The sequence below is a fragment of the Picosynechococcus sp. PCC 7002 genome, from assembly GCF_963860125.1.
In the GTDB taxonomy this organism is placed as follows: domain Bacteria; phylum Cyanobacteriota; class Cyanobacteriia; order Cyanobacteriales; family MRBY01; genus MRBY01.
The window spans coordinates 1,180,850-1,199,798 of the sequence record NZ_CAWLFA010000001.1 but is presented as its reverse complement, the minus strand read 5'-3'; the positions used below and the strand labels follow the sequence as shown (position 1 = coordinate 1,199,798).

General features: G+C 50.1%; 21 protein-coding genes and 1 tRNA gene. 12 read left to right on the top strand and 10 right to left on the bottom strand.

The features are described 5' to 3' along the window. Positions 1-95: 95 nt before the first annotated feature. Positions 96-1,682, bottom strand: a complete 1,587-nt coding sequence (locus AACQ84_RS05940; RefSeq protein WP_041443435.1) for a hypothetical protein — start codon at positions 1,680-1,682, stop codon at positions 96-98. 191 nt (positions 1,683-1,873) lie between these two features. On the opposite strand from AACQ84_RS05940, the gene ispF reads away from it, so the two are divergent. Genes ispF through AACQ84_RS05925 form a run of 3 tightly spaced genes read left to right on the top strand, consistent with a single transcriptional unit; the run spans position 1,874 to position 2,775 of the window. Then, on the top strand, positions 1,874-2,353 hold the full coding sequence (gene ispF, locus AACQ84_RS05935) for a 2-C-methyl-D-erythritol 2,4-cyclodiphosphate synthase (protein WP_012306788.1): 480 nt from the start codon (positions 1,874-1,876) through the stop codon (positions 2,351-2,353). Between the two features lie 10 nt (positions 2,354-2,363). Next, on the top strand, positions 2,364-2,549 hold the full coding sequence (locus AACQ84_RS05930; protein ID WP_071819463.1) for a type II toxin-antitoxin system HicA family toxin: 186 nt from the start codon (positions 2,364-2,366) through the stop codon (positions 2,547-2,549). 10 nt (positions 2,550-2,559) lie between these two features. After that, positions 2,560-2,775 carry a type II toxin-antitoxin system HicB family antitoxin gene (locus AACQ84_RS05925; RefSeq protein ID WP_223209862.1) on the top strand — a complete coding sequence of 72 codons (216 nt, stop codon included), beginning with the start codon at positions 2,560-2,562 and terminating at the stop codon, positions 2,773-2,775. A gap of 77 nt (positions 2,776-2,852) precedes the next feature. Here the strand turns inward: AACQ84_RS05925 and AACQ84_RS05920 are convergent, their stop codons facing one another. The 3 genes from AACQ84_RS05920 to AACQ84_RS05910 all read right to left on the bottom strand — a co-directional run bounded on the left by AACQ84_RS05920 (position 2,853) and on the right by AACQ84_RS05910 (position 6,192). Beyond that, complete coding sequence (locus AACQ84_RS05920; RefSeq protein ID WP_012306786.1) at positions 2,853-3,452, bottom strand: cytochrome c oxidase subunit 3; 600 nt, start codon at positions 3,450-3,452, stop codon at positions 2,853-2,855. Positions 3,453-3,465: 13 nt separating this feature from the next. Then, complete coding sequence (gene ctaD / locus AACQ84_RS05915) at positions 3,466-5,112, bottom strand: cytochrome c oxidase subunit I (RefSeq protein WP_012306785.1); 1,647 nt, start codon at positions 5,110-5,112, stop codon at positions 3,466-3,468. Between the two features lie 84 nt (positions 5,113-5,196). Next, positions 5,197-6,192: a cytochrome c oxidase subunit II gene (locus AACQ84_RS05910; RefSeq protein ID WP_012306784.1), complete on the bottom strand. Its 996-nt coding sequence runs from the start codon at positions 6,190-6,192 to the stop codon at positions 5,197-5,199. A gap of 386 nt (positions 6,193-6,578) precedes the next feature. Between AACQ84_RS05910 and AACQ84_RS05905 the strand changes: the two genes are divergently transcribed. The 3 genes from AACQ84_RS05905 to AACQ84_RS05895 are packed head-to-tail and all read left to right on the top strand — an operon-like array spanning position 6,579 to position 9,951. Beyond that, complete coding sequence (locus AACQ84_RS05905; RefSeq protein ID WP_012306783.1) at positions 6,579-7,493, top strand: COX15/CtaA family protein; 915 nt, start codon at positions 6,579-6,581, stop codon at positions 7,491-7,493. Between the two features lie 54 nt (positions 7,494-7,547). Continuing rightward, complete coding sequence (locus AACQ84_RS05900; protein WP_012306782.1) at positions 7,548-8,501, top strand: heme o synthase; 954 nt, start codon at positions 7,548-7,550, stop codon at positions 8,499-8,501. A gap of 4 nt (positions 8,502-8,505) precedes the next feature. Beyond that, positions 8,506-9,951, top strand: a complete 1,446-nt coding sequence (locus tag AACQ84_RS05895) for an aminotransferase class I/II-fold pyridoxal phosphate-dependent enzyme (RefSeq protein WP_012306781.1) — start codon at positions 8,506-8,508, stop codon at positions 9,949-9,951. 1 nt (position 9,952) lies between these two features. Here the strand turns inward: AACQ84_RS05895 and AACQ84_RS05890 are convergent, their stop codons facing one another. After that, positions 9,953-10,771, bottom strand: a complete 819-nt coding sequence (locus AACQ84_RS05890) for a Cof-type HAD-IIB family hydrolase (RefSeq protein WP_012306780.1) — start codon at positions 10,769-10,771, stop codon at positions 9,953-9,955. A 147-nt stretch (positions 10,772-10,918) separates the two neighbouring features. On the opposite strand from AACQ84_RS05890, the gene AACQ84_RS05885 reads away from it, so the two are divergent. Continuing rightward, on the top strand, positions 10,919-11,143 hold the full coding sequence (locus AACQ84_RS05885; RefSeq protein ID WP_041443433.1) for a hypothetical protein: 225 nt from the start codon (positions 10,919-10,921) through the stop codon (positions 11,141-11,143). Positions 11,144-11,380: 237 nt separating this feature from the next. Here AACQ84_RS05885 and AACQ84_RS05880 read toward each other — a convergent pair. After that, positions 11,381-11,453: transfer RNA gene (locus tag AACQ84_RS05880), tRNA-His, on the bottom strand. 54 nt (positions 11,454-11,507) lie between these two features. Between AACQ84_RS05880 and AACQ84_RS05875 the strand changes: the two genes are divergently transcribed. Further along, a complete protein-coding gene (locus AACQ84_RS05875; RefSeq protein ID WP_012306778.1) occupies positions 11,508-11,912 on the top strand; it encodes a DUF4359 domain-containing protein in 405 nt (134 codons plus the stop codon). On the opposite strand, the gene AACQ84_RS05870 is transcribed toward AACQ84_RS05875, so the two are convergent. From AACQ84_RS05870 to AACQ84_RS05860, 3 genes are all read right to left on the bottom strand, one after another. Then, positions 11,909-12,628 carry an LOG family protein gene (locus tag AACQ84_RS05870; RefSeq protein WP_041443431.1) on the bottom strand — a complete coding sequence of 240 codons (720 nt, stop codon included), beginning with the start codon at positions 12,626-12,628 and terminating at the stop codon, positions 11,909-11,911. The genes AACQ84_RS05875 and AACQ84_RS05870 overlap by 4 nt on opposite strands. An 80-nt stretch (positions 12,629-12,708) precedes the next feature. Then, a complete protein-coding gene (locus AACQ84_RS05865) occupies positions 12,709-13,374 on the bottom strand; it encodes a histidine phosphatase family protein (RefSeq protein WP_049761583.1) in 666 nt (221 codons plus the stop codon). Between the two features lie 2 nt (positions 13,375-13,376). Next, positions 13,377-13,724 carry a HepT-like ribonuclease domain-containing protein gene (locus AACQ84_RS05860; RefSeq protein ID WP_012306775.1) on the bottom strand — a complete coding sequence of 116 codons (348 nt, stop codon included), beginning with the start codon at positions 13,722-13,724 and terminating at the stop codon, positions 13,377-13,379. Positions 13,725-13,842: 118 nt separating this feature from the next. Here AACQ84_RS05860 and AACQ84_RS05855 point away from each other — a divergent pair, with 118 nt between their 5' ends. Together AACQ84_RS05855 and glmS are read left to right on the top strand one after the other, a co-directional pair. Beyond that, complete coding sequence (locus AACQ84_RS05855; protein ID WP_012306774.1) at positions 13,843-14,400, top strand: DUF3172 domain-containing protein; 558 nt, start codon at positions 13,843-13,845, stop codon at positions 14,398-14,400. Positions 14,401-14,477: 77 nt separating this feature from the next. After that, on the top strand, positions 14,478-16,349 hold the full coding sequence (glmS, locus tag AACQ84_RS05850) for a glutamine--fructose-6-phosphate transaminase (isomerizing) (RefSeq protein WP_012306773.1): 1,872 nt from the start codon (positions 14,478-14,480) through the stop codon (positions 16,347-16,349). Positions 16,350-16,431: 82 nt separating this feature from the next. On the opposite strand, the gene AACQ84_RS05845 is transcribed toward glmS, so the two are convergent. Continuing rightward, positions 16,432-16,722 carry a YiaA/YiaB family inner membrane protein gene (locus tag AACQ84_RS05845; RefSeq protein ID WP_012306772.1) on the bottom strand — a complete coding sequence of 97 codons (291 nt, stop codon included), beginning with the start codon at positions 16,720-16,722 and terminating at the stop codon, positions 16,432-16,434. Between the two features lie 137 nt (positions 16,723-16,859). Between AACQ84_RS05845 and AACQ84_RS05840 the strand changes: the two genes are divergently transcribed. After that, positions 16,860-17,882, top strand: coding sequence for a hypothetical protein (locus AACQ84_RS05840; protein WP_012306771.1), 1,023 nt, complete (start codon positions 16,860-16,862; stop codon positions 17,880-17,882). A gap of 75 nt (positions 17,883-17,957) precedes the next feature. Further along, entirely contained in the window at positions 17,958-18,917 is a 960-nt protein-coding gene (gshB, locus tag AACQ84_RS05835) for a glutathione synthase (protein WP_012306770.1), read from the top strand. Positions 18,918-18,949 lie beyond the last annotated feature (32 nt).

Below are 18,949 nucleotides of genomic sequence, written 5' to 3'. Positions count from 1 at the left end.
CTTTCTACCACAGAGTTTCGGGGGCGCAAAGGACTTATTAGGGGCCGTTACTAGGTTGAGTAAATATTATTTGTCCAAATGATTTCGTCTAAAACTTAGGCTAAAGATTCAACGTTTTCTAAAACAACAATGCCCGGTTGAACCAATTCCCAAAGATTGTCTTGATCTGTGGTGGCAATGCGAGCGGGTTTGAGTAATTTAATCGTCTGTAAATCTGGCTTTTGGTTACCGTAGCAGATAAAAGTTTGCTGGAAAAAAGTGTAGTTATCGGGGGTGATTTTAAGCTGGGCGCGGGGCACAAGGTAATACTGATTTTGCACTTCGATGGCCCAATAGTCCCCTTGGTCATCGGTTTGGAATAATAACCCGCTCAGGAAATTTTCAGTTTTTCCGTCAGTTTCGAGGGCCGAGGTCACAGGCGGTTGGACAGCCAAGGCGATCGCCTCTGGGGCCAAGCCCATGGCATCGGCATTATAGGTTTCCACCAGGGCATCGTAGGCATTGAGAAATTGCACCGGAAAATCAGCGTCTGTGTCTGCATTGATTTCTGTTTCCACAGGATTCGGCTCTAGGTGATCGAGCGTTTGTGAAGCTGGATTGAATGCCTCTAGGTCGTCTAGGGTGTTCGCGGCTAGGGGCTGTGAAGGCGGTGTTTCGCTGAAGGGAATAGTGGTGGGTTGGGTTGTGACTGGTGGCGGGGCGATCGCCGCAAAATTTTCCTTGGGCGAAAGATCGTAGGTGTTTTGGAGTCGCTTGATAAGCTTTGCTTCTAGCCGATCGAGATCAAAGGAATCCGGTTCCGCATCCGGAAAATAGCGATTGACAGGCGAAGCTGCTGGGGTCGGTTTCCGTAGATAAAACAGGGCGAGGGTCGCGGTGCCTAACAGAAGGAGCAGCCCCAGGAGAAAATTGGTGGTACGCAGGCGTTGTCGCAGGCGCTGATTATCCCGCTGGAGGGTTTGGATCATTGCCGAAAAAGTCGTGCCATCATCCACAACGGTATTTTCCAGGCTTAGGCTCGTGTAGAGATAATCAATCGAGGTGACCAGATCCGGGGCGATCGCCCCTTGGGTTGAGGTTTCATTCAGGGTTTTGAGGGTTTCGCTGAGGTCACTTAACTGTTGTGCAAGGTATTCTTCGAGCTCTGTTTGGGTGACGCTACCGTAGAAACCATAGTCCGCTTCACTGAGGTTGCGCCGTTCAAAAAAATCTAAAAATTCCTGGAGCCGCCGGATTGTTTCCGGATTAAAGCCCTCTGCAAAGGGTTCAATCAGGTTGGCGAGATTATTGAGCTGCTGATCAAGGTTGGCGATCGCCGTTGCTAAAGCTTCCCGTTGGGCCGGGTCTTGAATCGTTGCCAGTTGCCCTTCCAGCAACCGGATCTGTTCTTGGAGTTGTTGCAGGCCAGCCCGATCATTCCGAAAAATTTCTGCATCGAAAGCCGCTGTCCCAGTGTTGAGCGCCGCCAAATTGTCAGGGAATTCTTCTAGGTCAGGCCGGAGACCAACAAAACCTTGGTTCAATAACCACAACTCCGCAAGGAATGAACGCCCTTGGGTAGTGGAGGTGGCTTCTTGGGCAAAGGTTGGAGGTATTAGGACAGGTGAGAGCAGTGCCGATCCGCCTGTGCCCAGCAGTAAACTCCCCAGGATTAAACTGTGCCAGCCTTGCCTCATTGCCATACTTTTTTCCTGCGATAGGATTCTTGAACCAAAAAAATTGTGCTCAGAATGTGTGAACTTACTTAAGGTGATTCTAAGGCAGCTTTCCCCCAGAAATTAGCTTAGCCTCAGAAATTTATCGCCGTCACACCCAGAAAATAAAAAGAGATATGCTACCCTAACCAGTGACTTTATGCCCGCCCCTAACTCCTATGAAAATCCGCATTGGTAACGGTTACGATGTCCACCGTCTCGTGCCTGGTCGTCCCCTCATTTTGGGAGGCATTCAGCTAGAACACCACCTCGGCTTAGATGGCCATAGCGACGCAGATGTTTTGACCCATGCGATTATGGATGCGATGTTGGGTGCCCTCAGTTTGGGGGATATTGGCCATTATTTTCCGCCTACGGATCCCCAGTGGAAAGGGGCTGACAGCATTGAATTGCTCAAGCAGGTACATCAACTCATCCAAGAACGGGGCTGGCAAATTGGCAATATTGACTCGGTGATTGTCGCTGAACGCCCGAAACTGAAATCGCACATCCAAGCCATGACTCAATGTCTTGCTGAAGCCCTGGGAGTTGATCCAGATCAGGTGGGTGTTAAGGCCACAACCAATGAAAAACTAGATGCCATGGGTGAGGAAAAGGGAATTTGTGTCCATGCTGTCGCCCTGTTAGTGCAAGTATGAGTCATGGATAATGAAAGTTAAAGAAATTATCAAACTTATAGAACAAGATGGTTGGAGCCTCACTAGAACTCGCGGAAGTCACCGTCAGTACAAGCATCCAACTAAACTAGGATTAGTAACAGTTGCAGGAAAATTCAGCGATGAACTAGCTCCTGGAACCCAAAATAGTATTCTCAAACAAGCTGGTTTAAAGTAATAAAGTAGAAATGATGCGCTATCTAATCGTCATCGAAAAAACCGATACGGGTTATTCAGCTTATTCTCCAGATTTATCTGGTTGTGTCGCAACAGGGGCAACAGAAGTTGAAGTGACGCAAAATATGCAAGAGGCGATCGCCTTTCACCTTGAAGGATTGCAATTAGAAGGCTTAGAAATTCCACAGCCTTCTGTTTCTTCTGCCTATGTTGAAATTGCAGCGTGAAAAATAAATGCAGCAACAAAAAAGAGGAGACATTATTGGCCTCCTCTTTTTAAGGATTGATTTAAGAAATGAAGCTATTACAGCAGATAGACAAGGCCGAACAGGATAATCCAGACCACATCCACAAAATGCCAGTAGAGTTCCGCTGCTTCGACACCAAAATGGGCCTGGCCACTGTAATGACCGGCTTCGCGCGATCGCCACAACACTGCCAAGGTAAATAACAGCCCTGCCGTCACGTGGAGACCGTGGAACCCCGTCAGCACATAGAAACAACTGCCAAACAGATGCTCCGTGAGGCCAAACTCCATGTGGGCATATTCATAGACCTGGCCACCAAGGAAGACTGCCCCCATCAGTGCCGTAATCCCGAACCATAGCTGGAGACCTTTGACGTCGTCGTTTTTGATCGCGCTTTGGCCCTTGTGCATCACAAAGCTACTGCTGACCAGGATGATCGTATTCACCGTGGGCACGAGCAATTCTAATTCCTTTGTGAAACCAGGCATCGTCGCCTTATAAATCAAAAAAGCGGCGAACAGCCCCAGGAAAATCATACTTTCTGCGACCAGAAACATCACGAGGCCAAACATCCGGTAGTCAGGATGGCCATGGTGTTCCGTCGGGGGCGTTTGATAATCGGTGGCGATCGCCGTATTGGTGGTTGAACTTTGCATTTTTGCGACTCCTCTAACTCATTTCTGCCACTTCAGCGAGCATCTCTTCAATGGAATCTTCGTCTCTGGGTTCCCCGTCAATGCCATACTCATAGGGGCCAGCCCAAAGGACGGGTGGCTCATCAAAGTTTTCGATACTCGGCGGTGAGGTCGTTTGCCATTCCAGGGTGAGAGCACGCCACGGATTCCGTCCGGCTGCTTTCCCATTGACTAACCCCAAGACGATTGAAACCAAGAAGGGCAACGTTGATAACGCCAAAATGTAAGACCCTAAGGTACAAACTTGGTTTAGGGGCTGGAACTGGGGATCATAAAGGGCAATGCGGCGGTTCATCCCCTGGAGACCCAAATAGTGCATCGGCAAAAAGGTCATGTTAAAGCCGATAAAGGTCATCGCAAAGTGAATTTTGCCCCAGGTTTCGTTGTACATTTTGCCCGTCATTTTCGGGAACCAATGGTACACCGCCCCAAAGAGGGCAAAGACAGAGCCACCGAAGAGGACATAGTGGAAGTGACCCACGACGAAATAGGTGTCATGGACATGGATATCAAAGGGAGCTGCTGCCAACATCACCCCTGTTAAACCGCCAATCAGGAAGGACGAAAGAAAGCCAATGGCGAAGAGTAACGCGGAGTTGAGTTGTAATTTGCCGCCCCAGAGGGTCGCACACCAGCTAAAGATCTTGATCCCCGTCGGTACTGCCACGAGCATGGTGGTTGCCATAAAGAACATCCGCAGCCAGCCAGGGGTGCCACTGGTAAACATGTGGTGCGCCCAGACGATTAAACCGAGAAAGCTAATTGCTAAACCGGAGTAGGCGATCGCCCGATAGCCAAAGATTGGTTTGCGGGAGTGGACGGGGAGAATTTCTGAAATCACCCCAAAGAAGGGGAGCACCATAATGTACACCGCCGGGTGGGAATAGAACCAAAAGAGGTGCTGGTACACAATCGGATCGCCACCGCCTGTGGGGTTAAAAAAAGCTGTGCCTGCCATTAGGTCAAAGGACAGCAAGATCAAAGCTGCGGCCAAGACCGGAGTCGAGAGCAAAATTAACGCCGAAGTCGCCAACATCGCCCAACAAAACAGCGGCATACTGTGGATGTCCATATCCGGGGCGCGCATCTTAAAAATCGTGGTGACAAAATTAATCGCCCCCAAAATCGAAGCCGTCCCCAAAATCAGCAGACATAAAATCCAGAGTTCTTCGCCCCACTTCCCAGAGATCAAACTCAAGGGCGGATAGGACGTCCAACCCGCCTGGGGTGCGCCTACAAAGAAACTCAGAATCAGAAGAATACCGCCGACGGGCTGCATCCAAAAGGCCACGGCATTTAACCGGGGGAAAGCCATATCATCCGCACCGATCATCAGTGGGATTAAGTAATTGGCAAAGGCGGCTCCGGCGGGCACAATCCACAAGAAGATCATGATCGTGCCGTGCATCGTAAACATTTGGTTATAGACTTCGGGGGAAACAAAGTCTGGGTCTGGGGTCGCAAGTTCTGTGCGGACAATCTCTGCTAATGCACCACCAATGAAGTAAAACAAGAAGGCCGTAACAAGATATTGAATCCCGATTACTTTGTGGTCAGTACAAAAGGTGAAGTAGTCCGTCCATTTGCGATCGCCCGCATGGTGTATTGTCGCGTCACTCATGGTTGATCGTTAATTAGTTATCGTGCGTTTACTAAAAAATTAGTTACAGGTTTAGTTGGTTTAATTGTTTGAAAAAGCCTGACCTTACTGGGCCATCGACATCATTCCCAAAGGATGATGGGGAATCTGCTCTAGGGTATTTTCAATAATCCCCATCTCCTCGGCGTAGGCCTGGAGAAATTCTGCATCGGTTAAGGCCGTAGAATCGACGGGTAACGGTTGACCCTCGCCATCTTGCAGCGCCACTGTGCGCGACTGCACCCATTGGTCATAACCCTCTGCCGTTTCAACGGTCATCGTAGTTTTCATGCCGCCATGGTAAGAGCCGCACAATTCTGCACAAATCACCGGGTAGGTGCCTTCTCGGTTGGCCACAAAGCTCAGTTGTGAAACCTGGCCGGGCATCACATCTTGTTTAATGCGAAATTCTGGGAGCCAGAAAGCATGGATCACGTCTGCTGCTTTCATGTTGAGTTGAATTGGGCGATCCACAGGCACATGGAGATCCCCGGAGACAATGCCCGTATCGGGGTAGGTGAAAATCCAGGCATATTGCAGGCCATTCACGTCAACCACTAAAGGATCTTCATCATTGGCCGACATGGATTTACCAATGCCAATGGCAATTTTAGAATCTGGTTCCATTGCCACCATGTTGTCCATGGTATTGGGGTTATGTTGATGATGGTGGGCCATGGTCATACCGCCCCCAGAGACCATCGGGTCGAGGCCGCCCATTTTGTTATAGATTTCAAAGCTATAGATCGCCAAAATAAAGACGATGACGGTGGGGATCGCTGTCCAGACAATCTCTAGGGGAACATTGCCTTCGATCGCCGGGCCATCGGTTAAATCCCCCTGTTTGCGGCGAAATCGAATTAGACAAATCACCAAAACCCCTTCAATCAAGATAAAAAGACCAGTGGCAATGGTCATCATCAGATTAAACAATTCATCGACATCATTGGCGTCGGCGGAGGCGGCAACGGGTAGTAAACCATGGTTTTGACCGTACCAGAGACTGATGAGGGTAATGGCAATTCCAGCGATCAAGGTCGTGATGCTATTGGGAATATTCACGGGAAATGTTGGAGCTTTTTTGGAATAACTGCTGGTTACCACGTTAAAACAAACTGTTTGGAAATGCCTTTGGTTTGTCACAATCTTCATGGTTGACTGATGACAAATCTTGATGATTTTGTATCAAGGTTATTTAAAACTCAATTATGTAATCTATCTGGCCAAAAACTTAAGATTATATTTAGATTTCCTCGGTTATTCGTTGCTTAAATGTAAAGAATTTGTACAGGATAGGTCGCTGAACAGCAGCGTCTAAATGGGTTCACTACAGTGTTAATTAACGAGATTTAGCTATTTTTCTTAGCCTAAAATCTAATTTGTGTAGCTATTTACATCTGTGGCAGTTCTGACTCCGTAGATTGTTAAGCGTTTTGTGAGGAGGCTTCATGGCTCATTCCATTTCATCTCCAAATTCTTTTTCGCCAGCGAGTGATCAGGTGAAAACATGGGTTCGTCGTTTGGTTTGGAAAATGGCGATCGCCACCTTGTTGTTAATGGCGATTGGCAGTGCAACACGGGTGATGAATGCGGGACTGGCTTGTCCGGATTGGCCCCTGTGCTACGGGCAACTGGTGCCGACCCAACAGATGAATTTACAGGTTTTCTTGGAGTGGTTCCACCGTTTAGACGCGATGTTGATCGGTCTCTCGGCGATCGCCTTGGTGGGACTCACTCTCTGGTTCCGGACGGTACTACCCCGTTGGCTGCCATGGGCCGCGAGCTTTGCCCTGTTTTTGATTGTGTTTCAAGGGATCCTAGGAGGATTAACCGTCACCGAATTGCTACGCTTTGATATCGTCACAGCCCACCTGGGGACGGCTCTCTTTTTCTTTGTTACCCTGCTCACCATTGGCAGTTGTTTGAGTGACTATCGCGGCAACGGCACCGCCGGAAAATTACCTTGGTTTGGTTTGACGGCAGCCATTTTTATTTATCTCCAAAGCCTGTCCGGAGGTTTAGTCGCCTCCCAGTGGGCCTTGCACCAGTGCTTTTTCCAAGGGGATATGTGTGTGGTGATGGACAGTCACATCGTCGGTGTTGTCCCTGCTACCCTCGCAACGCTCGTCACTGTGATCATAGCTTGGCGGACACCAGCGCTCCACCCTGCTCTCCGCAGCCTGGCCAATGTCGCCATGTTACTGGTGTGCTTACAAATTCTCATTGGGGTAGCCACCTTTAAACTGCATCTGCAAGTGGAGCCTCTCACCGTGACCCACCAGGCCGTTGGGGCGAGCCTCCTTGGGACTTTGGCGATGTTTTCTGTCTTTGCGTTCCGCGATCGCCAGCCCCACACCAGTTAAGTCAAACCCTATCTCTCCATTCCTCTGCGTCTTTAATTAAATTCAGGTATTTTTATGCTCGGCACCAGCCTTTCTCCGCACCATGAAAACTTTTGGGCGGTTATCAAAAGCTATTACCAACTCACCAAACCCCGCATTATTCCCCTACTGCTGATTACCACCGCTGCTTCGATGTGGATTGCCTCCCACGGTCACATTGACCCGGTAAAGTTACTGATTACGTTGCTGGGGGGAACCCTCGCCGCAGCCTCTGCCCAAACCCTCAACTGTATCTATGACCAGGACATCGATTTTTCGATGCAGCGCACCCGTAAGCGGCCCATTCCTTCCGGTCGCGTTCAACCACGCCATGCTTTAATTTTTGCGCTGATTTTGGGGAGTTTGTCTTTTTCCCTGTTAATGGTATTTGTGAACCTGCTTAGCGCCTGTTTAGCGTTATCGGGCATTGTGTTTTATATGCTGGTCTATACCCACTGGCTGAAACGGCACCACGTACAAAATATTGTGATCGGTGGGGCCGCAGGCTCGATTCCGCCCCTGGTGGGTTGGGCGGCGGTTACGGGTCAGTTGGATTGGTCGGCCTGGATTTTGTTTGCACTGATTTTCCTCTGGACGCCGCCCCATTTCTGGGCCTTGGCCTTGATGATCAAAGAAGATTATGCAGAAGTTGAGGTGCCGATGCTGCCCGTGGTCAAGGGAGAGAAAATAACCGTCGATCAAATTTGGATTTACACATTAATCGTTGTGCCCTTTAGTTTGTTGCTGGTGTTCCCATTCCAAGCGTCTGGGCTGTTTTATGCGATCGCCGCCTTAGTGCTGGGAGCCATTTTTATCCAAAAAGCCTGGGAATTGAAGCAAAATCCCTTTGATCAGTCCCTAGCAAAGTCAATGTTTAAATATTCGATCCTTTACATGATGTTGCTTTGTACAGCGATGGTGGTGGATAGTTTACCTGCGGTGCATGATGTCACTGCCCTGGTGACCACAACCTTAGCCTCCCTGACTTAAATTAATGACGCCCCTGTTTTCGCGCCTGCTCGCCCTCGCCCACGATAACCATGCAGCCTTCTATGCCCCCGGTCACAAAGGTGGTCAGGGGATTTTTTCTGGGTTGGCACAAGCCTGGGGGAAGGAAATTTTTCGGGCGGATTTACCGGAGCTCCCCGGTCTCGATAATTTATTTGCGCCAGAAGGGGTGATTTTAGAGGCTCAAACCCTAGCTGCCGAAACCTTTGGGGCCGATCAAACCTGGTTTTTGGTCAATGGTTCCACCTGTGGGATTATCGCCGCCATTTTAGCGACGGTGGGGGAAGGGGAAAAAATTCTCTTACCCCGCAATGTCCATCAATCGGCCATTTCCGGCTTGATTTTGTCTGGGGCGATGCCAGTTTTTGTGAATCCGCCCTACGATCCCCAATGGGATTTGAGTTATGGTTTAACGCCAGAATCTGTTGAGCAAGCCTTGCAAATTCATCCTGATATTAAAGCGGTTTTTGTTCTTTCTCCCACCTATCAAGGGGTTTGTCCAAATTTAAAGGAGATCGCCGCCATTACCCAGCGCCACAATATTCCGCTCATCGTTGACGAAGCCCACGGTAGTCACTTTAAATTTCATCCTAATTTCCCGCCCCCTGTCCTCGAACTCGGTGCTGATCTGGTGATCCAATCGACCCACAAAACTCTGGGAGCGATGACCCAAGCTTCGATGCTCCATCGACAAGGAGCCAGGGTTGATCCCCAGAAAATCAACCGTGCTTTGCAACTTGTCGAATCCACCAGTCCCAGCTATTTACTCCTGGCTTCCCTGGATGCGGCCCGCGCCCAAATGGCAGCACAGGGCGAAACCCTTTGGTCAGAAACACTCGCTTTGGCGCAACGAGCACGGCAAGCTTTGACCTCGATTCCAGGATTAAAAATTTTTGATCCCCAACCCCAGGCAGGCATCGAATATTTTGATCCCACCCGCCTCACCGTTGATGTTTCGGGTTTAGGGTTAACAGGTTATGCCGCAGATGAAATCTTAACGGAAACTTTGGATGTGATTGCAGAACTCCCCCTGGGGCGATCGCTCACTTTTATCCTCACCTTTGGCAATACAAACCAGGATATTCAGCGGCTAATCGATGCGTTTCAAACCCTTAGTCAAAACAATCAAGCACAACAGCCTTTAAACAAGCCAAACATTTCAACCGATCAGCCTAAAACCTGCTATGGACTGCCACAACTCTCGCCGCGCCAAGCTTTTTTTGCCACCAGTAGAGCCATTACCCTTGAAGCCAGTCTCAATCAAATTTGCGCGGAGTTGATTTGTCCTTATCCCCCTGGGATTCCGGCGATTATGCCCGGCGAAAAAATTACGGCAGCAACCCTCGCCAGCTTGCGCCAGACGTTACAACTGGGGGGAGTGATTACCGGGGCTAGTGATCCCAGCTTAAAAACGATTCGCGTGATTGATTAACTTAAAGCAAAAATTTGGCGATCGCCTCGGCGACTCCATCCTCTTCGACGGAGGTTGTCACCGCATCCGCAACGGCTTTGAGGGCAGTAGGAGCATCCCCCATGGCAACCCCAATCCCCGCATATTCGAGCATTTCTCGGTCGTTAAAATTGTCGCCAATGGCCATCACGTTAGCAGCCTGCAACCCCAGAATTTCTTCAGTGAGAAATTTTACCGCTTGGCCTTTCGTCGCCGTCGGTGAGGTGAATTCTACATACACAGCCGTGGACTGGGTACAGTAAATTTGCTGCTGGGTGTAGCGTTTTTGCACGAGGGGCAAGAGGGTTTTCGGTACCGTTTCTGTGTGGCAAACCGCAAGAATTTTTGTGGGAGCCTGGGCCACAATATCCCGCAAATCGGTGAGCAAATTTGCCTTGCAACCCGTTCTCTCTTGGTAAGCCGCAGTCCGCTCATTGAAGTCATCGACATATAATTCGTCGTTGTGATAGACGTGCAAATGGAGCTGCGATCGCCAATTCTTAGTGCTAAGAAAATCGAGAATATCAAGGGCAATATCGGCTGGCACTGAAAGCTGCTGATGGGGGAGAGTTTGTAGCGGGTCTTGAATCCAAGCGCCGTTATAGGCAATCAAAGGAACATCGGAGGCAATGGCTTCGTAAAATCGCTTGGCCGAACAAAACATACGCCCGGTGGCGATCGCCACTTTGATCCCTTTCCGTTGGGCCGCTTGGATCGCCTCTAAAACCTGGGGACTCACTTGGTTTATTTTCCCGGAAATCGTGCCGTCAATATCCAACACCAGTAGGCGAATGTCCTGCATTGTTTCGGTCAAAATGGTTGTCCCTAAAGCATAGAAGAGTTCCCCTATCCCAGCAACGACCCAAACCCCAAGGCCGGATTGCCACTTTGTATAATAAAAAACACAAGTACAAATTATTGCTGCATTCAAGTTTTAGAGAATTTCACCATGACCACCGAGCGGGAATTTGCCGAATGGCCCGAAAAAATTAGACGGGTTCGTGGCCAAGCGCCCCAACGCAAAACCCAGCGTTCAACCCAAGCGTCCCGTTGGTTACCGATTCTGCTGTTCTTTTCGAGTTTGGCGATCGCCCTTTGGTTCAACCAACAACTCCAGCAACGTCCGGTACAGTCGGGTGGGGAATCGTCCGCAGTAAGACAATATCGGCTCTAGGGAATTAATTTTCTGGTCGTTTTCCCTGGATTTAATGTGGGTGTAAGTTGTTGCTAAGGTTTTTTATGCCAAGGCTCTCAACGAAGGTCTACTTTTTGCAAGCTTAAATCACTATCTGAATGACCCTGTGCTTGGTCTACGAGAGGATAAAAATTCGGTACTGACTGAAAAAATATCCCCTGGGACAGGCTGTGAGGGAACCCTGACTTCGGTTATAAAATTGTTTAGATTTGAGAGGGCGAACGAGGGGACTCGAACCCCCGAATGGCGGAACCACAATCCGCTGCCTTAACCACTTGGCTACGCTCGCCATAATCACGATTAATAATGTTATCGAATTGATTTTATTTTGTCCAGGTTTTTTATGAAATTTTCTCAAATTAGCGGTGTGGTCAGCGGCTTCGGCGTTGTTGCCCTTGGGGCGATCGCCTACTTAACCAATCCTCCCCTGAGCCAGTATCGCAATTATGCGGGCGAACAGATTGCCATCTATCTCAAGGATAATGTCTGCCAAAATTCGGGTGATGATCTGCCCCTCGGTTTAGGCAATCTCCAAAGCGATTTGCTGCGCAACTACTGCAAAACCCTAGTGGACGCGAGCCAGGCCCAATTGGGCGAAATCGTCAGTCGGCAAACCAGCGTCAATAATTATTTTTTCTTTAGCATCTACCAAACGGATATCGTTTTGCCGGAGCCCTTTCCACGGTACTCCTTTGAGACGGTGGGCATCTTCCAGCAGTTCTACACCTACCGGGCAGAAAAAAGCTAGGGGGAGCATTGCGCCCAGGCCTGATGGGAGAGTTTCAAACGGGCGATCGCCTCATCCACCGACCCAACACACACAGGAATTTCAAAATCCACTGCATCGGCCATCTGGGGCACCATGGTTTGTTCGGCCCACTGGACTAATTCTGTCCACATGTCGCCCACCAAAATAAACGGCATATTATGGATCGAACGCACCTGGAGCAATTGCCAAATCATCAACGCTTCGAGGGTTGTCCCAATTCCCCCCGGCATCACCACAAACGCATCGGAAACCAAAACGAAATGGTGCAGGCGTGAGAAAAAAGTCTGGTGCTGAAACACCTCTTCGACAAAGGGATTAACCTCCTGTTCAAACCCCAAATCCACGCGAATACCAATGGATTTTGTCCGGTCATGGGGATCTGCTAAAACACTGCCTTCGTTCGCTGCTTCCATCAAACCAGGGCCACCCCCCGTCACAATGTCACAGCCGAGGGTCGTCAACTCACTGGCTAAGCGGCGCACGTCTTGGTAGAGGGGCGAGTCACGGGTAATCCGGGCCGAACCAAAAATTGTCACGCGATAGCGATCGCGGCGGGGCGGCTGAATACTACTCAGGCCATTGACCACTTGCCAGAGGGATAACACGGCTTCTTGCACAATGTCATAGCTCATGGTCTGTTCGCTGAGGCTAACAGGAAAGCAAGGGGAAGGTTGGCCGTTCGCTTCGTTTTTCATGGTGATTTTTGCCCGGTAATGGGAGCAATCTTACAATATTTCCGGGAATTTCCTCGATGGCGACTGGGCGGATTGATGGTTTAAGGGGCCACCTTGATGCCTGGGTCTGTCAAAAAATCAGTCTCATTTTGCCGTTGCCAGAGCCAGCGATCGCCAAGGTTAACCAGTTGATTGAGGGCACACACATCGGGGCTAATGGTTTGGTCTGTTCCCAGTAGATAATTCAGACAAATGCCCAGGGGAATTTTGTGGCCAATCAAAAGCAAGTTGCCGGAATAAGATTTTAGTAACTGCTTGAGGGTCTTAATCGTCCGTCGCTGCACCTGGGCGGCATTTTCGGGGTAGTCGGGTAAATACTTTTCCTGGTAGCGCCAGTCGATATGGATAAAGTTTTGGCGTAAAAAAGCTTTGGGGTGGGTCAGCGGCGGGCGAGTCATCCAATGGGGATTTTGCCATTCCCCCAGGCCCGGTTCTAGCTTCAGAGGGAGGTTTAAACGTTGGGCGCAATAGTAACTCGTTTGGATTGTGCGCAGGAAAGGAGAAGTGAAAATATGGTGGATCGTTTCTGGGGCGAGGCGATCGCCTAACTCCTGGGCTTGGTGGTGGCCAGCGGGACAAAGGGGCGGATCGTAGGGATAGAGGGCCGTGGTAAACCAAGCCGGTTGCACGAAATCTAAGCGATTTCCGTGGCGCACAAACCACAACTTTCGGCCCCAGGCGCTATGGGAAACAGGCTTAAACAGCATCCCTAGACGTGGAGATTTTCCGGCAAGATTACTTCTAAAGCCTCTGCCCAAACCGGGAGATCATTACGCACCAGATCCCAGACAAAGGCAATATTGACCGCCTCGTAATCTTCACTCATGGTTTTGGCGATCGCCTCTAGTTCAAACCAAGGCACTTGGGGGAGTTCTGGGTGCATCACCTTGGGAATATTTCGCGCCGCCAGACCCATAATTTCGATCCGCCGAATCACCGCATCCTGAACCACAATATTGCCGAGGAACTCCGTCCAACTCAGATCCGCTAGATAATTAATCGCGAGCCGCGCCGAAATGAGAATATCCAATAAAACTAATGTGTGCCGATCCGCCATGGAAAACCTCGAGATAAGCTCCGGGTGGAGTAGTAAATCGCTATAGTGGATAAAATGATCACTTAACAAAGTATCGTATCGACTTGATGGAGCCGCTGTTCCCCATAGATATCCGCTGATGAAACGTCAAACTCGTTCACGTTACGATCGCCCTCCCTACGACCGTCCGAGGTATCCCGAACGGGAACCCAAAAAGTCCCTCTTTAACTTCAACTATGCAACCCTGGCACTGTTTGGGGGAATTTTTGTCCTAGGGGTGACGGTGGGCATCGGCTTTAGCTCCAGTACCAATCTTAACCCGACAAGCATTGATTCTCGCCTGGAAATTGACCGTCAGGCTCCGGATGCTGAACTTTGCCAACAATTTGGTGCGAGTGCCATTGTGACGGACATGAAAATCTTTGTGACCCTCAACCCCTTCAACGTTTTTGTCACTCAGCCGCAGATGGAACCAGGCTGTGTAATTCGGCAAAATAACTGGGCCATTCTCGAACGCCAAAACCTGGTCACCTCAGAACAGGTCAACGACTGCAAACGGCGCATGAATACCTTTGGCTATACCGGCAGCCTACAAGGGTCACCGAGTATTAACTGTATCTATCAAAATGATGCAGCAGGGAATCTTTTCCTCAATCAACCCGGAACGACCTCAGTCCCAGAATCTGACCGCTTCTAGGGAACAAAAACAAAAATTCAAGGTTAAAGACTATAGGATAGTAACGGCTCATTTTTCGTGTAGGGAGACCTGATTTTATGTGTGGCATTGTGGGATATTTAGGCACGCAAGCGGCAACAGATATTCTGGTCTCAGGCTTAGAACGGCTAGAGTACCGGGGTTATGATTCGGCGGGCATTGCGACGATCTGGCAAGAAAAACTCCACTCGGTACGGGCCAAGGGCAAACTATATCGTCTCCGGGAGAAATTGGAAGGGAACAGTACCCCCGCCACCATTGGCATTGGTCACACCCGCTGGGCAACCCATGGGAAACCAGAGGAACATAATGCTCACCCCCATTTGGACATGGCGCAACGGGTGGCCGTGGTTCAAAATGGCATTGTGGAAAATTACCGGGAGTTGCGGGAAGAACTCCAGGGCAAAGGCTATACTTTCCTGTCGGAAACAGACACGGAAGTCATCCCCCATCTGATTGCGGATCTGCTCCAAACGACGAAATCTGAACCGGAACCCCTCCTCGCTGCGGTACAAAAGGCTGTGCAACGGTTGGAAGGAGCCTTTGCGATCGCCATTATTTGTGTGGACTATCCCGATGAATTGATCGTTGCCCGGCAGCAAGCGCCCTTGACCCTGGGGTTTGGCCAGGGGGAATTTTTCTGTGCCTCGGATATTACGGCATTAATTCCCCACACCCGGGCAGTTCTAACCCTCGAAAACGGTGAAATGGCCCGGATGACGCCCCTGGGCATGGAAATTTATAATTTTGCGGGCGATCGCCTCAAAAAAGCCCCCCGCACCCTCGACTGGAACCCCGGTCAAGTGGAAAAACAAGGCTTCCGGCACTACATGCTCAAGGAAATCTATGAGCAGCCGGCGGTGGTGCGCACCAACCTCGAAGTCTATCTCAATCCAGAAGCAGCCCAGCCGATCAACCTCGGTATTAATGACCCCACATTTCTCGACAACATCGACCATATCCAAATCGTGGCCTGCGGTACCAGTTGGCACGCTAGCCTCGTGGGGAAATATTTACTCGAACAACTCGCTGGCATTCCCACCTTTGTGCACTATGCCTCGGAGTTTCGCTATTCTCCTTCACCGATCATGCCCAATACCCTGACCATTGGCGTGACCCAGTCCGGTGAAACCGCCGATACGATCGCCGCCCTAGAAATGGAAAAAGAGCGTCGCCTCCACCACAACGACCACCTCAAGGCCCGCCTTCTAGGTATTACCAATCGTTCGGAAAGCACGATCACCCACATCGTTGACCAAGTGCTCTATACCCATGCCGGCATTGAAATCGGCGTTGCGGCCACCAAAACCTTTACGGCGCAACTGATGAGCTTTTATTTCCTGGCTCTGGAGTTGGCGGCCCGACGTCAAACCCTCGCCCCTGAAAAACTCCAGCACATTGTCACCGGATTACAGCAGATTCCAACCCAAATTGAGTCGATCCTGGCGGATCAAGAAAAGAGCATCGAAGAATTGGCCCACAATTTCACTGATACCCAGGACTTTATCTTTATTGGTCGGGGGATTAATTTTCCCATTGCCCTAGAAGGCGCCCTCAAACTCAAGGAAATCAGCTACATCCACGCCGAGGGTTATCCTGCCGGGGAGATGAAACATGGCCCCATTGCCCTCCTGGATGCGAAGGTGCCCGTGGTGGCGATCGCCATGCCAGGGGACATTTACGAAAAAGTGATTTCCAATGCCCAGGAAGCGAAGGCACGGGATGCCCTTTTAATTGGTGTGACGGCCCTGGATGATACGGAAGCGACCCAAACCTTTGATGAAGTGTTACCAGTAGCGGCGGTGGACGAAATTTTGTCACCCCTATTGGCGGTGATTCCTCTCCAGCTCCTTTCCTATCACATCGCCGCACGACGGGGCTTAGATGTGGATCAACCGCGCAACCTCGCCAAATCTGTCACGGTGGAATAAAGGAAAAAATAAAGGCGATCGCCCCATATCTTCAGTCCGGGGAGAGCAATCATGTTCTCCCCAATTTTTTGGGAACCAATGCCTATTTATTAAACGGATCATATTCCGCCAACAATTTCTCGAGTTTAGCCTCATCAACCCGATTAAAGATTCGTTTTGATTCTTCTAAGTCCCTAGTCGTCTTTGCCAGGCTAATGGTAGAGCTAATCGAAAACACAAACCCCATGCCCAGGTAGCTTTTCATCCAACCGTTGAGGGGCAACAAATAAATGCCGATCCCCATGGCACTGAGGGACAGAATAAACGCTAACCAGGTTTGAAAAATCCAAGCGTTGGTGTGGGTGGCTGGGGCATCAAATTTAGGAGTGGCCATGATCTTGAACCTCAATGAAGACTTGTCGTTGCTTACTTTCATTGTCGGGAAAGATTTTCTGTAGTCGCAATGAGCAAACCCAAGCCCGTAGAAGTAAGGTGAAGTAGGATGAAGTAATTAGACTTCCAGAGAAAGCCATGATCACCCTCCAGGAGCTTGAGCACTGGTTCCCTGCTACCCAAAAGCAGGCCTTGCTGACCCAGCTAAAGCAGGTGGTGGGCCTCACGCGGGTGCGGGCTGAATATTTTTTGCGTCTTTGGATCTATCTCCTGGTGAAGGCGAAACTAACGCAACAGCCGCAGCTACGGCCCCCCTTAACGGAATTGCAAACTCAATTTGGGGCGGTTATTTGTACCCACCGGGAGGCGGCAGAATTGTTCTATGGCGATCAGGAAAAAGGCGGCGATCGCGCGGCAGGTATGATGCTAGATAAGCTGGCAGCCTTGGGGTTGATTCGCAAATATTTCGATGGCAACACCACCTGCATTGAAATTTTGCCGTTACCGCAACAGGTTTTGAGTGCTGAAACCGACGATGTTGTTTCCCTGACCTTGGCGGAGTTTAATCCCCGCTGTGATGCGATTCCCGTAGCGAATTTGCTCGCGGTAAATTACAACTGGATGAACAATAATAATGATGCGGTGCCCCACCGGATTGCCAGACTCTTGCGTCAGTGGGGACAACAATATCCCACGGGAATGCGGGTTTTGAGGCGTGTGGATAATCAAAATCCGGTGGGCTTTTATCTGCTCTATCCGACTGCTGCCCATTCTGATGTCAATTTTTTTCGGCCCGCAAAGAAGGCGCTGCACCTCAGTACGATGGCGGCAACTGATCCGTTTACCCTAGCCACCGTGGGCGACGAAACCTGCGTGTCGGTGTTTATTCGCAGTTGGGTGATTGATCCTATGTATTTAACGGCCTATCGACTTACTTTCCTGGTGGATGCCCAGCAAACATTACGAAAAATGCAAGGAGATTTTCCCAATCTTTGTGATCTGCATACTTTAATTATCCATCCGAGCTATGCTCAACTGGCGACGGCTCTTGGATTTCAGCCGACCCAGCAAGGGGATTTGGGCTCTATCCACTGGATGTACCAAGCTCTGGATCGGTTTTTGGCTCTGGAGATTGCTGAGGCGATCGCCCCCCTTGGGTAAAGCGAATCCTTTGCCTTTTCAATTGACGATTGATTATGATCAGTGGGTTCCATTGTGTTTAGGAAGCAACCCCCTGTGAAACTGGCCTTTATCCTCGATCCCATTGCCAACCTTGACCCCTGCCATGATACGACGGTGGCTTTTATGGAAGCGGCCCAACTCCTCGGCCATGAGGTTTGGATTACGACCATGGAGCAGTTGAGTGTGGTTGACCACCAGGCCTGGGCAACGCTGCAGGCAGTGCAATTAGAGCCAGTGCGTTTGGAAAATGGTCTCTGGGTTGCTGAGGAACATTGGTTTCGCCTCGGAGAACGGAAATTGTTGCCCCTCACGGAGATGAATGCGGTCTTTATGCGCACCGATCCGCCTGTGACTTCGGCATATCTCTATGCCACCTACATTTTAGATTTGCTCATCCCCACCAAAACCCTGGTGTTGAATAATCCCCAGGGGATCCGCGCCGCCAACGAAAAACTCTACGCCCTCCGGTTTCCCACGGTGATTCCCGCCAGCATTATCACTACAGAAAAGGCAGTGGCACGACAATTTATCGAAGCCAAAGGAAAAGCCGTTTTAAAGCCCCTCGGTGGGAAAGCAGGGGAAGGGATTTTGTTAATCAAAAAAGGCGATCGCAATTTTAATTCCCTCGTAGAAATCAGCACCAAACAGGGGAAAGAGCCGGTGATGGTGCAGGAATTTTTGCCCGCTGCCCAGGCAGGCGATAAGCGTCTGATCGTCTTGGATGGAGACCCGATTGGGGCCGTAAACCGCATTCCGACGGGGGACGATTTCCGGGGCAATATGGCCGTTGGTGGTCGCATCGCCCAGGTGGATATTACGGAGCGCGACCGGGAAATTGCCGCAACCTTAGCTCCCCAACTCAGGGCCGATGGGTTATATTTTGTCGGCCTCGATATTATTGGTGGCTATGTGACGGAGGTGAATGTCACCAGTCCCACAGGTGTCCGGGAAGCCGATCGCCTCGATGGGGTCTCCATCGGTAAACAGGTGATTGAATGGGTGGCAGATCGATAAACAGGTGATTGAATGGGTGGCAGAGCAGACAT